Raw genomic sequence first — 13,942 nt, 5'->3', positions numbered from 1 at the left:
CGGCGTTCTGGTCGATGGCCGACGTTGTCGCCGCCCACGTTCGCCGCGGCCATGCGTAGTACAGCCATGCACGACTGCGTGATCCGCAATCCCCTCCGAAAAATCAGGGGGCGGATCATGGCTGTGGCATTCCCCGATACTCGTCGCGTCGGCCCGTTTGTACGCTGCCGGCATCACTCGCGCAGGAAGGTGGGATCCGATGCGACAAGGCCAGAACGACCGACAGAGTGCGCGCCGATGGTGCCGCGCCGCGGTTTATACGACGCTGTGCCTCGGCGCCTGGACTGCGCACGCCGCGGAACCGACGCGATCGGTGACTGCGCCGAGCGCGGAATACCGCGTCAATGCCGGCGACGAGCTCGATGTCTCGGTCTGGGGCGAGGAGCGGATGCAGAAGACGGTGCGGGTCTTGCCCGACGGGACGTTCGCCTTCCCGCTTGCCGGCAGGGTCTCGGCGAGCGGCAACACGCCGCGCGAGATCGCCGACACGATCACGGGCCGGATCAAGAGCAATTTCCGGGACAGCGTGCCCGAGGTCACCGTGATCGTGCGCGATCCGGCGGGGATGCGCTTTTTCGTGGTGGGCAAGGTCCGTACGCCGGGCAGCTATCCGATCAGTCGCTCGGTCAACGCACTGCAGGCGCTCAGCATGGCGGGCGGTGCCGCCGATTTTGCGGATGTCTCACACGCCGTTCTCCTGCGCCAGGGGACGAGAGGGCAGGTGGTGGAGCCGGTGGATCTGGGACAGATGCTGAAAGGGGGGCGTGCGCTGTCCCCGGGGGTCCAGACGACCGAGCTTCCCATGCTTGGCGCGGGTGACGTGCTTGTCATACCGTGACCTGCGCGTCGAACGCCTGGCGGTGCTCACCGCGCTCGCGTTGCAGACGGCTTCGCAGGGCACCGCCCAGAGCACTTCCCGCACCGTTATCGCGGTCGACGCGACGACCGAGGCGGCGTCCAATCCGCTGCTGCGAAGCGGTAAGGATAATGGAGCCGTCATGGCCGAACTGTCGATCATGCCCGACTATAAAGTGACCGACGAGCGGGGCAACACGCTCGATCTGGACGCGGTGGCGACGGTCCGCAGCTATAGCCGGCTTTATCCTACCTATGTCCTGGGGAGCGTGACCGCGGTCCGCGGATTCCGGCAAAGCGAGCGCCTGTCGGGTACCGCGACGCTTGGCGTTGTGCGTGACCTGCCCGTCGACCTGCCGACGACCGGCATCGATGCGCTCGTCGCGCCGCAGAGCATCCGGACGACGATCAACGGTGCGGCCAATCTCGAATGGCGGCCCGATAGCCGGACGACCATCACGCCTGCGATCTCGGCACTGCGCGCGACCTATGGCGGGGATACGGCGTTGCGCGCGACGCGCAGCGGACAGGCACAGCTGGCTTATGGACGGTTGGTCGCGGCGCACACGACGATCGGGTTTCGACCGCTGTTCGCAATCTCGCACACCGCGGGACAGCCGACGCTGGAGCGCTACGCCCTGGTCGGCACGGTCGAACACGGCTTGTCCTCCGTGATGCGGCTGAACTTCGATCTCGGCGCCGAATATCTGCCCGCAGTGCGGGATGCCCGACTCCAGACCGCGTCGCGTGGTGCCGCGACATATGTCGTGGGGTCGCTCCGGCTGTGCCGGGAAACGCTGCGGCTGGACGCCTGCCTCGCCGGCGAGCTCGGGTCGCAGGTCAGTGCGCTCGATGGGTTCCAGCGCGCGCGATCGCTGCACACATCGGTCTCCTACCGTCTGGACGAGCGCAAGACCCTCGCCGTGCTCCTCGACTACCAGCGCATCTCCGCGCCCAGGGGGCAGGCGGCGCTGTCGGCCGCCGGCGGTGGCAGGCTCGAGGCGGGCTCGGCGCTGGCGCGGATGAGCTGGCGGCTGACGCCAACGCTGACCGGCTCGGGCGAAGCCGGCTATATCATGCGCAGATCCGACATCGTTGGCCGCGTGCGGTCTTCGTATGTGGGCCTGCGCCTGCGTCTGGAGCCAAGACTGCGATGACCGAGCATGATGCACCGGAACGCCTCGACGGCTTCGAGCTGCGCGACCTGGTATCGATCCTGTTCCGCTGGCGTCTGTGGCTGATAGGCGGCGTCGGTATCGGCACCGTGATCGCGGCGATCGTCGCGTTCGCGACGCAGCCGGTCTACCGTGCGACGGCATCGCTGCTGATCGAATCGCAGGACATCCCGACGACGATCATAGCATCGCCGTTGAACGACGGGGTGGAGGACCGCGTCGCCAAGGTGCGCGAACAGGTGCTGAGCCGTGCCAACCTCGCGAGGCTGATCAGCCAGAATAACCTCTATGCGTCGCGGCGCGGGATCGACTCAGCCGACAAGCTGCTTGCCATGCTGCGACGGGATATCGCGGTCGACCTGGTCGGCGCGAACGAGGGGAACGTATCGCAACAGGGCAAGAACTCGACGATCGCGTTCACGCTGTCCTTCTCCAGCCCCGATCCGGCAGCCGCGCTGCGCGTCACGAACCAGCTGACGAGCATGTTCGTCAGCGAAAACGACCGTCTTCGCTCGCAGCAGGCGCGTGGTGCTGCACTGTTCCTGGTACGCCGCGCGGACGAGCTGCGCGATCGGCTGGTCGCGCTGGAAGTCAAACGGCGTTCGATCGAGGCGCGGTATAATGGCGCGCTGCCCGATCAGCTCGCGCTGAGCCAGCAATCGACGTCTGCGTTACGCGCGGAGATTTCCCGTCTCGATGCCGAAACGCAGGGCATCGCGCAACAGAACGGCCTGCTCGTCGTGCGGCAGCAACAGTCGACGCCGCCGCTCCCGTCCTCGGCGCGGACCGAACTGGCGCAGGCGGAAGCGCGGTACGACCGGCTGCGCGCGACCTATTCCGATAGTTATCCGGACGTACAGGCGGCGCGGGCAGCGTTGCTGCTGGCGAAACAGGCCGCCGATCGTGAGCCAGCGCCGCCCGATATCGGCGCGCCGATCCGCGCCGAGGTCTCCGCGGGGAACAGCCGGATCGCCGGCCTGGCGAGCCGGCGCGCGCAACTCGTATCCGCGATCGGTCATGCGGATCGCCTGATCGCGATGGCGCCGCAAGCGGGCTATGAACTGAACAACATCGAACGCGAATATGACAATCTGAAGCAGCAATATCAGACCATTCGGGAAAAGCAGCTCGATGCGCAGGTCGCGGTGAACCTCCAGGCCGAGGGGAAGGGCGAGCGTTTCTCGGTCGTGGATCGCGCCACCTACCCGATCGAACCGGTAAGTCCGCATCGGCTGAAGATCATCCTGACGGGGGCTGCGCTTGGTATCGCGGTGCCGTTCGCGCTGATGGTCCTATGGGAGCTCTCGCAGCAGCCTGTTCACGGTGCGGCCGCTATCCGCAGGCTGACCGGGGAGGATCCGATGGCAACGATCATGACGATGAAGCGAGAACCACGCCTTGGCTTTCTTGGCTGGGTCCAGTCACTCCGCAGTCGCCATGCCGCCAGTTGAGGAAACTGCCATGTCCATGTCCACCTCCATGTCCATGTTCGACACGCTTCTGCTGGCAGAGAGCGACACGATCGCCTGGGACCCGCGGGACGATCCCATCTCCTTGGTGGAGCGGGGTATCGTGCCGTTGCAGCGCGCGAACCTCGTGCGCAACGACGTCTACGCGTTCGCCATGGACGATCCGCGGAGCCAACCGTTCGCGATGTTGCGCTCGCGCGTATTGCGGCACACCGGGACTACGCAGGCCCAGCTCATAGCGGTCACTTCGGCGAAGCCGCGCGAGGGCAAGTCGTTCGTCGCGCTGAACCTGGCGGCTGCACTCAGCCATATTCATCCGACATGGCTGATCGACGCGGATCTTCGCAATCCTTCGATCGCCCGGCGGCTGGGGTTCACGCCGTTGCATGGGATCGACACGTTCCTGCACGGCGACGATGCGATCGTGCCGTTGCGATGCCGGTTGGATACGGACCTTCTGACAGTGGTCGCGATCCACGAGGCGCAGGCCGAGTCCGCCAAGTTGCTGGCGTCGCCGCGCGCGGGCAAGGCGTTTGCGACGTTGCGAACGCTTGCGGCTGGCGCGGTGTGCGTCGTCGACACCCCGCCGGTGCTGGAAGGCGACGACCTGATGATCCTCGCCCAGCATGTCGACGCGGTCCTGCTCGTGGTCGAGGAGGGGCGGACGCTGCACGCAGATCTTCGCGAGAGCCTTCGCATCCTGTCCCCCACGCCAGTGCTGGGGACGGTGCTCAACCGCACGCTCCTTCCGGTACGGGCGCAATATTACGGGCAATATCCCTATCGGTCGGCACCCTGACCGCGGCGTCCTGCGATCACACCGGTGCAGGTGGAATGATTTTGAGCAGCGGGTGCAGGCTGCGCGCCCATAGCGTCGCGTTGCGTTGGCGCGGGGGCATCCCGAGCGCGAGCGTCTCAAGCTGGCGCGGGTTGAGGCCCGAACGCTGGCAGAAGAAGGGATGCCGCGTCTGCCGCGCGAAATAGCTGTAATATAGCGCCGTGCGATCATGCGTGTGTGCCGGTTGGCCACGGTGGAAGAAGCGCGCGGTGTCGGTAAAGACGACGGTGCCCGCCGCACCGGTGCACGTCACGACGGAGTCACGATAGTCCACGCCCAGTCGCGACGTCAGTTCCTCTTCCGACCCGCCTGCATAGCGATAGCCGTTCGCGTCGGTTTGTCCGGGATCGGGCCGGCTGATGACCTGCAAGGGACCGCCGCCGGGCTCGACGTCGCAGCAATAGACTGCGACCTTGATCATCTTGCGGTCCTCGCGATCGCGATGCCATTCGCGCGCGCCCCCGCCGCGTCCGTTGGCGACGGTATAGATCAGCGCAAGGCCGTCATAGGCGACCGGTAGCCCGATATACGCCTCGGCGATGTCGAGGAGACGGCTGCTGAGCCCCCAATGGAAGATCTCGTCATGGGCGAGGATCGCCGTCGGCGGTGCGACGATGAAGTCGCGGCCTGCGTCGCTCAGTCGCCGCGCCATATCGGTACAGTCGGCCGCAACACGCTGCGCTGCCGCGAACATCGCGGCCGAGCCCGGAATGCCGAGGGCTTCGAGGCTCGTCACGTAGACGCCGGTGCGCGACAGCGTATCGACGATGTCCTGATCCGCGGGCGAGAGGATCGGTAGCGCGGGGCGATGGCTGGCCAATGCCGCGGCATAGCGCTGTTCCAGTCGGCGACGCACGGGCGCCATGTTCGTCACCCCGAATGCCAGCTTGGCTGGGCGGTCGCCTAGGCGTCGCAGGAGCTTTTGTGTTAGTTTCGCCATCGTGCGTTGCTCCGCGCGCGGCATAAGCAGGGGCCGCGACGTCGTTGACGCCTTGCTGCCGTACGGGCGTCACCCGGGCAATCCGTAGATCGACCGGGCAAATTTATGGATGGGGATCACCGGTTACGGGCGGCGCGCCCGAAAGTACGTGGGGCGTTCGCCTGATGCCACGCCGCGCAGGCGTTCCGTAAGACTGGCGCCGCGCGCCGCCATTCCCGGCAGTCGCAGCGACTGCGATCGGACAGGATATGAAAAGGCTGGACGGGCTGCAGGCATTGCGCGGGGTGGCCGCCGCGATGGTGGTGATCGACCACGCGATGCGCGCAGCCATCATTCAGGGACATAGCTTTGTCGCGCTGGAGGATTTCGCGGGCACGATCGGGCGCATGGGGGTGAACATCTTCTTCATCCTGAGCGGGTTCATCATGACCTATACCACCCGCGAAACGCAGCTGCTGCCGCCCCTGGTCCGCACGCGGACCTTCCTCGCGCGGCGCGTGGCGCGGCTGGTGCCGCTCTACTGGCTGGCGACAGCCGTGACGCTGGGAATCGGGATGCTGGAGGGTACGGTCTACCGCGTGGGGACACTGGTTACGTCGCTGCTGTTCCTGCCCAATTTCGCGGATAGCGGCGACTGGCGGATGCCGCCGATCGTGGGGGTCGGGTGGACGCTGAACTATGAGAGCCTGTTCTACCTGATCTTCGCCGGATCACTGTTGCTGCCGCGCAGACTGGGTCTCGCGGTATCTATCGGCGTGATCGCGCTGCTGACGGGCGGGGGGGTGATCGCCCTGCAGTATGTCGACGAGGAGCCGTGGCGGCGGATCATCACCTTCTACGCGTTTCGGAACATGGTGTTCTTCGCGATCGGCATCATGATCGCGATCGTCATGCAACGCGTGTCGGCCGCACCCTCGCAGCGCGCATTCTGGCTGGGCATCGCCCTTATTGGGGTATCGCTGTCAGGTTATCTCGTCTTCGGCATCACCGAGGGCGTCGCCGCATGGTCGGAGTTTTCGGCGGTGTCGTGCACGCTTGTCGTCATCCTGGCGGCGCGCGACGCGGCGCTTCCGGCTACTGCCCTGAACCGTGTCCTGCTGCATCTCGGCGAAGCGTCATACAGCATCTACCTGTTCCATGCGCTTCTGATGGACCGCTTGGCCGCAGGCATCGAGGGCGATTTTAGCGTCTTGCGCGGCGCGGTCTTCGCGATCGCAGCGACGCTTGCCTGCCTCATGCTCGGCTCGGTCGTCCACAGCGCGGTCGAGGTGCCGCTGGGCGCCATGCTGCGCCGGCCGTGGCGTGTCACGCCGGCGCGGCGACACTCGGTCAAGTCTGCAGCCCGGGGGGATACCCGTCAGCTCACATGATCGAGGTCCTGTTCCAGTCACCGATCATAGGCAGCTGCGATCTGCGGCGCATCGGCAGCGTGCCGTCGAGCGCGGCGGCCGCGCGCCACGCCCATTCGAGCGGGCCATAGCGGAAATGGCGTAGCCACAATGCGGCGCCTGCCGTCTGTGCGATGACGACCACGAGCGCACAGATCGCCGCGTCGACCTCGTCGATGCGCGCGTAAAGACCTGAGCCGAAGCCGTAGATCAGCGGCACGAAGATCGCCGACTGCAGGATGTAGAAGGTCAGCGCCATCTTGCCGACGGGTACGAGCCGCCGCAGGATCGCCTGCAGTCGTGTTTCCCACGCGCTGACGAAGCCCAATACCAGCACGACCGTCGCGCTGGTATTGAACAGGCAGGCGATGAGCAATCGTGCGTCCCGTACGAGCGGCGGCGTCGTGGCGCCGGGAAGCGCTATCATGCCCCACGCCAGATAGAGTGCCACTGTCGTCAGCAGCCCGCCGGCGAGGACATAGTGGTAAGTAGCGCGCCATGTTGCGGCCGTTTCGAACAGCCGCGCTCGTGCCGCCACGAGACCGAGGATCATCCAGCCGGCGAGCTCGAAGAGACGTCCGCTCAGGAGCATGAACTGCCATTTTCGCCAGAGCGCGGTCAGCAGATTGGCCTCGACGAGTTGCGTGAGCGAGCCGTGGAGCGCGAGGGCTTGCCCGAACACAATATGGTCCTCGGGCAGGGGAACATGCGCGAGCGCCGCGCCGATCCGGACCAGCAGGAGCGGCTGCATCAGACAGCAGAGCGCGACCAGCAAAAGTCGCGAGGGCGAGACGATCCGGTCGGCGGCAAGGAGGGAAAGGCCGATGACCGCCAGGACGGTCAGTATGTCGCCCGCGTAGAGCAGGCCGTGCACCACGCCGATGCCGAACAGGATAAGCAGTCGCCAGGCGTAGCGATACGCGAAGTCCGTGACCCCGACGCGCATCGTTCGCTTGATCGCGTCGAAGCTGAAGCCGAAGCACAGGGCCATGATCGAGAAGGTCTTGCCCGAGAGCAACGCAAACACCGTCGCCTGGACCGCGGAGTGCACGTGCGGCATCTCCCAATAGGCGCCGAAGAGTTCTTCCATATGGACCAGGAAGATACCGGAGATGGCAAACCCACGCAGCCCATCGACGATCGGTACGCGCGTACCGGCATTCCCTTCACCCTGCATCGTCGTGTCGTCCCCCTAGATGTCGGAACGATCTACCGGGGTTTGGACTGGTCGGTCAGGGGTGATCGACCCGGGTCGATCTAACCAATGGTTTCTTCGCCGGATCGCGCGGTACGGGAAGGGTCATGGGCAGTAATACGGAGGGCGGGGGCGGGAGTTACAGCTGTCGGCCGGGACCATAGCGTTCGACCTGGACAGTCATCACGGGGGAGATCAGCATGGGCGGGAAGAGCTTTGCCGGTAGCGCTTGGCGCAGTGTTCGCCTGCCACGGTCGACGTCTTGCACCCGCCGCGATGCCGCCATGGTGCTCGCATGACGCCGGTCTATGTGACGCAGCCCTGCATGCCGCCGCTGGCCGAGTTCATCCCCTATCTGGAGACGATCTGGCGAAACAAGTGGCTGTCCAATGCCGGACCGGTCCATGAGCAGCTGGAGGCCGAGCTGGCGCAGTATCTCGGCGTCGAGCATATCGCGCTCGTCGCCAATGGCATGATCGCGCTGACGATCGCGTTGCAGGCGCTCGAGATTGCCGGCGAGGTCATCACGACGCCGTTCTCGTTCGTCGCCACGAGCAACGCGATTCTGGCGGGGGGGCTCAAGCCGGTGTTCGCCGATGTCGATCCGATCACCTGCAACCTCGATCCCGATGCGGTCGAGGCCGCGATCACGCCGCACACCGTCGCGATTCTGCCGGTGCATTGCTTCGGCCGCCCGTGCGACACGGTGCGGCTGGCGGCGATCGCCGAGCGTCATGGGATCCCGATCCTCTACGATGCGGCCCATGCGTTTGCCGTGCGAAAGTCGGGTGCCAGCGTCTTGCGCGAGGGGGCGATGTCGACGCTGAGCTTCCATGCGACCAAGGTCTTCAGCACGTGCGAGGGCGGCGCGATCGTGTGCCGCGACAAGGCGCTCAAGGATCGGGTCACATCGCTTCGCAACTTCGGCTTTATCGACCGGGAGCGCACGGGCATGATCGGCATCAACGGCAAGATGAGCGAGGTGCACGCCGCTTTCGGGCTGTTGCAGCTCAGGCACCTGTCGGCCGCGCTCGACCGGCGCGGTGCGATCGACGACCGGTATCGCCGTGGCCTCGCGGGGATCCCGGGTCTCACGATCGTGCCGACGGGTGACGACGTCCTTGCCAACCATGGGTATTTTCCGATCCTCGTCGAGGATGCGTATCCGCTCGACCGGGATGGACTGCACCGCGTCTTGACCGCGAAGGGCATTGGCGCGCGCCGCTATTTCTATCCGCTGATCGTCGACATGCCGGCGTATCGCGGAGTGCCGGCGGCGGCCGTTTCGGTGCCCAACGCGCGCCGGATCGCCGACCGTATCCTGTGCCTGCCGATCTTTCCCGACCTGACCGACGACATCGTCGATGGCATCGTTGGAACGCTGCGCGAGCTGGTCGGCGACCGCAAGGCGGCCTGACCGCGCATGTTCGCTACATCCCGACGATCGGGATTGCGAGTTCCACCATGGCCGAGAGAGATACCACGAGGCCGCAGCAGGCGATGACGCCGCAGCTGATGCGATCGCGGATCGTGAACACGATCGGATCGTCGTGCATATGGCCCCGCCGCGCCAGCAGCCACATCCGCGCCAGCCAGTACAGCAACATCGGGCAGACCAGCCAGAGCAGCGCCGGGGTCGCGTAGAGCCGCGCGACATAGGGCTGCGCGGCATAGAGCGAGAAGACGAGCACGCTGCAAAAGCCGCTGGCGATGCCGAGCGCTGCGATCACGACCTCGTCCCCGACTGCATAGCCGCGTCCCCCTGCAGCCTGGAGGCCCCGCCGCGCGGCATCGACCAGCTCGGCGTAGCGCTTCAACATCGCCAGGCAGATGAAGAGGAACATCGAGAAGGCCAGAAGCCACATCGAGATCGTCACGCCGAGCGCGACCGCACCACCGATGACTCGCACCGTGTAGAGGCCTGCAAGCGTGAACACATCGACCAACGCCCTGCGCTTCAGCGAGAAGGAATAGGCTATCGTCGTTAGATAATAGGCCGCGAGCGTTACCGCGAAGCCGGGTGGCAGCAAGAGGCAGATTCCGGCCGCCAGGATCACCAGGGTCGGCACCAGCACGACTCCGCCGAGCAGCGGCGCTCTCCCCGATGCGAAGGGACGTTTCGATTTGCGGGGGTGCAGCCGGTCAACCGGAAGATCCACGATGTCGTTGAGCAGATAGGAACTGGAGGCGCACAGACTGAATGCGACGAACGCGAGCGCCGCCGCGAACAGCGCGTCGGGCCTGGCGATCATATGCGCGGCGAGCAGCGCGACGAAGACCAGCAGGTTCTTGAGCCATTGGTGGGGTCGCAGCGCGAGCAGCAGCGCGAACGGCTCGCGCCGGGAGTCGAAGATCCGGGCATCATGGCCGATATGGCGCCGTGCGTTGGCGCCGACTCCCATCGCTTCGCCGGCGAGCTGCCACACCGGCCGGTCGGCGCGGCTGTCACCGACATATGCGAATCCCTGCGGGCCGAACCGCTCGGCGAGATGCTCCGCTTTGGTGTTTCCCTTGAGGTTGATCGCGGCGGTGGATGCGCAGGTGTCGTCAAACACGCCCAGGTGGTGCGCCACCGCGTCTGCCCATGGTCGCGGCGAGGCGGTGACGAGGAAAGCCTGTCCCCCGGCGGCACGGTGTTCTGCGATATAGGCCAGAAGATCGCGGCGGTACGGCAGCCCTTGCGGCGCCAGCGGAAGGCACGCCGCGAGTTCTCCCTTGAGCCGACACGGGCCCTGCACGGCCCATGCGACGAGCTGCCAGCCGGAGAGCGGATGAAGGCATAGAAAGGCGATAACGGCCTCGTACAGCAGATCGGTGCGGATCAGCGTGTTGTCGAGATCGACACAGAGCGGCAATCGCGCGTCTTGGGTGGTGCGCGGCGCGGCGACGAGGCTGGTCACGCGGTGCGTCCGGCTGCGACGAGCAGGACTCCGGATACGACCAGCAACGATCCGACGATCTGCGGCAGGTTCGGCACCTCGCCCAGCCAGAGCCACGATAGCAGCAGGACCAGTACGAAGCCGAGCGCGACGAAGGGATAGGCGAGCGACAGGTCGATGCGGCCCAGCACCAGCATCCAGGCGATCGATGCCGCGGCGTATAGCAAAAACCCTGTCAGCAGATGAGGCTCGAGGATCACAGCGCGCGAGAACGGGATCGCGCCACCGTGCTGCATCGCCGCCTGCACCGCAGGCCGCTCCATGCCGAGTTTGAGCAGAACCTGCGCGAGCGAGGTACTGCCCACGCTGAACGCGATCCCCACGAGCGTCGCGGTATCGATACTCCGCACAGTCTGTTCCCCCGCTGCGGACTTTGGGCGAGTGTAGCGGGCGGAGTTTCGGCGCGTCGATACGCGCGTTCGCGCTCCGAGATCGTCGTAGGTCATACACAGGATGCCGGAGCGCGCCCGGATGAGGCATCCCGATATAAGGCAGAGTGTGGGGAGCAACCGTCGGTGGCATATGCGCGACAGCAGATAGCCCGCGTGCTGGACGCCGCCGCGCGCCACGCTGGGTTTCCCTATGCCGTGCTTGGTGTCGGGATCATGGTGCGGCTGATCTGGGCGCTGCTCGTTCCGGTGGTGCCGGTATCCGACAGCGTGTCCTATGATCTTTTTGCCGACCGGTTGTCGCGAGGGCTGGGATATACCTGGCTCGACGGCAGCGCGTCGGCGTTCTGGCCGGTTGGGACCTCGGCGATCTATGCACTGCTATACCGTCTGTTCGGCACCGGGCACGGCGTCATCGTCGGGTTCAACATCCTCCTGTTCGTGCCGATCCAGCTGCTGTCGATGCGGCTGACGGCGCGCTGGTTCGGTGCGCACGCGGCGGCGATCGCGGGCGTCATGCTGGCGCTTTGGCCGATGCAGGTCGAATTCACCACGATCCTTGCCAGCGAACTTATCTTCACCACGCTCGTGCTGATCATCGTGTCGCTATGGGACGCGGAGAGCCTTTCGCCGTTGCGCCGCGGAATCCTGTTGGGGATCGTGCTGGCCGTCGCGAGCTATGTTCGGCCGACTGCGCTGTTGCTGACCTGCGTCCTGATGCTGTCCGCCGCGGCCAGGGGGCAGGGCGCGCAGCGTCTTCCGGCCGCGGTGATCAGCGCGGTGGTTGCGGCCTTGCTCATCGCGCCCTGGGCGGTGCGCAACAGCCGGGAGTTCCATCGCCCCGTCCTGTTGTCGACGAACGGCGGCGTCACGCTGTGGATGGGCAACCATGCCAATTCCGGCGGCGGCTATGCCGAGGTGCCAGCCGAGTTTGCCGGCCTCGACGAGGCGACGCGGGATGAGCGCATGGGCGGTGTCGCCAAGGCGTATATCAGGGCGCACCCGGGGCAATTCGTCTGGAAATCGCTGCGCCGGTTGCAGGATACGTTCGGGCGGGAGACGATCGGTATCGCGTGGAACGAGCCCGGGCTCGTCCGCGCGTTCGGACCGCGCGGGCTGGTGTGGCTCAAGCTGGTGTCGCAAGCCTATTGGCTGGCGGTGCTGGCGCTCGGACTCGCGGGCTTCGTGCGCCTCGCCACGTCGCGCGGGTTGTGGAGTGCGGCGACCCATCCCGGGGCGATCACTTGGCTGTATTTCGCAGGTATTCACGCGGTGATCGTCTCGCAGGATCGCTATCACTTTCCTGTGACGCCCTACATTGCCGGCTTTGCGGGGCTGGCGCTTTGGGCGATCGTCCAAAGATCGCGACATGCCGATCCCGCGTTCGATCGCGTGACTGAGCGGCCGTCCGCTATACGGCTATCGACCGGTTCGGCACCGGGCTGAGTCGACCGTCCTGGCGGCGCTCGATCGATGCGTGCCGCAGTGCGGTCGGATAATCGTCGTTCGGATCGCCCGGTCGGACGCAGACGGATTGACGCGGATCGTGCGACCGCCGCAGCACGACAGCAGATGGCGACCGCGGCTGATCGCGCATGCCCCTGTTGCAGATTGTCAGACCGATGCGCCTTCCTCGTCTTTTCAGCCGTGCGTCCAGCGACATGGCGATCGATCTCGGTACGGTGAACACCGTCGTGTATCTGCGCGGGCAGGGCATCGTGCTCAACGAACCGTCGGTGGTCGCGATCGAGACTCGCGACGGCGTGCAGCAGGTCCGTGCTGTCGGTGCCGAGGCCAAGCTGATGATGGGCAAGACGCCCGACGGGATCGAGACCATCCGGCCGATGCGCGACGGCGTGATCGCCGATCTCGACGTCGCCGAACAGATGATCAAGTTCTTCATCGACAAGGCGCATGGCGGGCATAGCCGGATGCCGCGCTATCCCGAGATCGCGATCTGCATCCCCTCGGGCGCGACGCTGGTCGAACGCCGCGCGATCCGCCAGGCCGCGTCCAATGCGGGCGCGCGGAAAGTCTATCTGATCGAGGAGCCGATGGCCGCCGCGATCGGCGCGGGGTTGCCCGTGACCGAGCCGGTCGGCGCGATGGTCGTCGATATCGGTGGTGGGACGACCGAGGTCGCGGTGCTGTCGCTGCGCGGGCTTGCCTACAGCACCTCGGCGCGGGTGGGGGGCGACAAGATGGATGAGGCGATCGCGTCGATGATCCGCCGCAAACACAATCTGATGATCGGCGAAGCGACCGCCGAGCGGGTCAAGCTGGCGGTCGGAATGGCGCGAGTCCCCGCCGACGGGATCGGCGACACGATGCGCGTCAAGGGCCGCGACCTTCGCGCCGGCGTCCCGCGCGAGATCGAGGTCACACAGGCGGATATCGCGAGCTCGCTCGGCGACCTGATCGGCCAGATCGTCGAGACGGTGCTGACCGCGCTAGAGAAGACCGAGCCCGAACTGGCCGCGGACATCTGCGACCAGGGGATCGTGATGACCGGCGGAGGATCGTTGCTCGCGCGGCTGGACGAGGTACTTTCCGACGCTACCGGACTGCCGGTGACTGTGGCGGACAACGCGCTGACCTGCGTTGCGATCGGTGCGGGGCGGGCGATGGAAGAACCGATCTATCAGGGTGTCATGACCGAGGTTTGAGCGGGCGCGCGCCGTGCGACACGCAAAAGGGCAGCAGCCTTGACGAATTAACTTGATCACCGACTGAAGAATTTCCGTTTTAGTCATC

At 65.9% G+C, this 13,942-nt stretch carries 12 protein-coding genes; 8 read left to right on the top strand and 4 right to left on the bottom strand.

Going from position 1 to position 13,942, the window contains the following annotated elements:
• Nucleotides 1–199 precede the first annotated feature (199 nt).
• From EV283_RS12055 to EV283_RS12040, 4 genes are read left to right on the top strand one after another with little or no spacing between them, the layout of a single operon-like run.
• Entirely contained in the window at nucleotides 200–838 is a 639-nt protein-coding gene (locus EV283_RS12055) for a polysaccharide biosynthesis/export family protein (RefSeq protein WP_130325644.1), read from the top strand.
• Nucleotides 825–2,012, top strand: coding sequence for a hypothetical protein (locus tag EV283_RS12050; protein ID WP_130325642.1), 1,188 nt, complete (start codon nucleotides 825–827; stop codon nucleotides 2,010–2,012). The genes EV283_RS12055 and EV283_RS12050 overlap by 14 nt, the downstream gene beginning before the upstream one ends.
• Nucleotides 2,009–3,481 carry a Wzz/FepE/Etk N-terminal domain-containing protein gene (locus EV283_RS12045; RefSeq protein WP_130325640.1) on the top strand — a complete coding sequence of 491 codons (1,473 nt, stop codon included), beginning with the start codon at nucleotides 2,009–2,011 and terminating at the stop codon, nucleotides 3,479–3,481. The genes EV283_RS12050 and EV283_RS12045 overlap by 4 nt, the downstream gene beginning before the upstream one ends.
• A 34-nt stretch (nucleotides 3,482–3,515) precedes the next feature.
• A complete protein-coding gene (locus EV283_RS12040) occupies nucleotides 3,516–4,298 on the top strand; it encodes a CpsD/CapB family tyrosine-protein kinase (RefSeq protein ID WP_165391767.1) in 783 nt (260 codons plus the stop codon).
• A 16-nt stretch (nucleotides 4,299–4,314) separates the two neighbouring features.
• On the opposite strand, the gene EV283_RS19165 is transcribed toward EV283_RS12040, so the two are convergent.
• Nucleotides 4,315–5,193: a phytanoyl-CoA dioxygenase family protein gene (locus EV283_RS19165; RefSeq protein WP_165391766.1), complete on the bottom strand. Its 879-nt coding sequence runs from the start codon at nucleotides 5,191–5,193 to the stop codon at nucleotides 4,315–4,317.
• Between the two features lie 332 nt (nucleotides 5,194–5,525).
• Between EV283_RS19165 and EV283_RS12030 the strand changes: the two genes are divergently transcribed.
• Nucleotides 5,526–6,647, top strand: a complete 1,122-nt coding sequence (locus EV283_RS12030) for an acyltransferase (protein ID WP_130325634.1) — start codon at nucleotides 5,526–5,528, stop codon at nucleotides 6,645–6,647.
• Here the strand turns inward: EV283_RS12030 and EV283_RS12025 are convergent.
• Nucleotides 6,640–7,842 carry a DUF418 domain-containing protein gene (locus EV283_RS12025; RefSeq protein ID WP_130325632.1) on the bottom strand — a complete coding sequence of 401 codons (1,203 nt, stop codon included), beginning with the start codon at nucleotides 7,840–7,842 and terminating at the stop codon, nucleotides 6,640–6,642. The two genes, EV283_RS12030 and EV283_RS12025, sit on opposite strands and share 8 nt — an antisense overlap.
• 313 nt (nucleotides 7,843–8,155) lie before the next feature.
• Between EV283_RS12025 and EV283_RS12020 the strand changes: the two genes are divergently transcribed.
• Nucleotides 8,156–9,277: a DegT/DnrJ/EryC1/StrS family aminotransferase gene (locus EV283_RS12020; RefSeq protein ID WP_130325630.1), complete on the top strand. Its 1,122-nt coding sequence runs from the start codon at nucleotides 8,156–8,158 to the stop codon at nucleotides 9,275–9,277.
• A gap of 13 nt (nucleotides 9,278–9,290) precedes the next feature.
• Here EV283_RS12020 and EV283_RS12015 read toward each other — a convergent pair whose 3' ends face one another.
• Together EV283_RS12015 and EV283_RS12010 are read right to left on the bottom strand one after the other, a co-directional pair.
• The gene (locus tag EV283_RS12015) at nucleotides 9,291–10,760 is read right to left on the bottom strand and encodes a UbiA family prenyltransferase (RefSeq protein ID WP_130325628.1); all 1,470 of its coding nucleotides are present in this window, start codon (nucleotides 10,758–10,760) and stop codon (nucleotides 9,291–9,293) included.
• Nucleotides 10,757–11,149, bottom strand: a complete 393-nt coding sequence (locus EV283_RS12010; protein WP_165391765.1) for an EamA family transporter — start codon at nucleotides 11,147–11,149, stop codon at nucleotides 10,757–10,759. The genes EV283_RS12015 and EV283_RS12010 overlap by 4 nt, the downstream gene beginning before the upstream one ends.
• A 165-nt stretch (nucleotides 11,150–11,314) precedes the next feature.
• Here EV283_RS12010 and EV283_RS12005 point away from each other — a divergent pair, with 165 nt between their 5' ends.
• Together EV283_RS12005 and EV283_RS12000 are read left to right on the top strand one after the other, a co-directional pair.
• Nucleotides 11,315–12,634, top strand: coding sequence for a glycosyltransferase family 39 protein (locus tag EV283_RS12005; RefSeq protein WP_130325624.1), 1,320 nt, complete (start codon nucleotides 11,315–11,317; stop codon nucleotides 12,632–12,634).
• A gap of 176 nt (nucleotides 12,635–12,810) precedes the next feature.
• Nucleotides 12,811–13,854 (top strand): rod shape-determining protein, encoded by a 1,044-nt coding sequence (locus EV283_RS12000; RefSeq protein ID WP_130325622.1) that lies wholly within the window; start codon nucleotides 12,811–12,813, stop codon nucleotides 13,852–13,854.
• Nucleotides 13,855–13,942: the final 88 nt, after the last annotated feature.

Source organism: Sphingomonas sp. BK036, assembly GCF_004216825.1.
Lineage (GTDB): Bacteria > Pseudomonadota > Alphaproteobacteria > Sphingomonadales > Sphingomonadaceae > Sphingomonas.
This window is presented reverse-complemented; position numbering and strand designations above follow the sequence as displayed.

Coding starts and splice junctions, on each gene's coding strand:
- EV283_RS12030 (WP_130325634.1), top strand. CDS start 5,526: ATGAAAAGGCTGGACGGGCTGCAGGCATTGCGCGGGGTGGCCGCCGCG.
- EV283_RS12020 (WP_130325630.1), top strand. CDS start 8,156: ATGACGCCGGTCTATGTGACGCAGCCCTGCATGCCGCCGCTGGCCGAG.
- EV283_RS12040 (WP_165391767.1), top strand. CDS start 3,516: ATGTTCGACACGCTTCTGCTGGCAGAGAGCGACACGATCGCCTGGGAC.
- EV283_RS12025 (WP_130325632.1), bottom strand. CDS start 7,842: ATGCAGGGTGAAGGGAATGCCGGTACGCGCGTACCGATCGTCGATGGG.
- EV283_RS12055 (WP_130325644.1), top strand. CDS start 200: ATGCGACAAGGCCAGAACGACCGACAGAGTGCGCGCCGATGGTGCCGC.
- EV283_RS12000 (WP_130325622.1), top strand. CDS start 12,811: ATGCGCCTTCCTCGTCTTTTCAGCCGTGCGTCCAGCGACATGGCGATC.
- EV283_RS12045 (WP_130325640.1), top strand. CDS start 2,009: ATGACCGAGCATGATGCACCGGAACGCCTCGACGGCTTCGAGCTGCGC.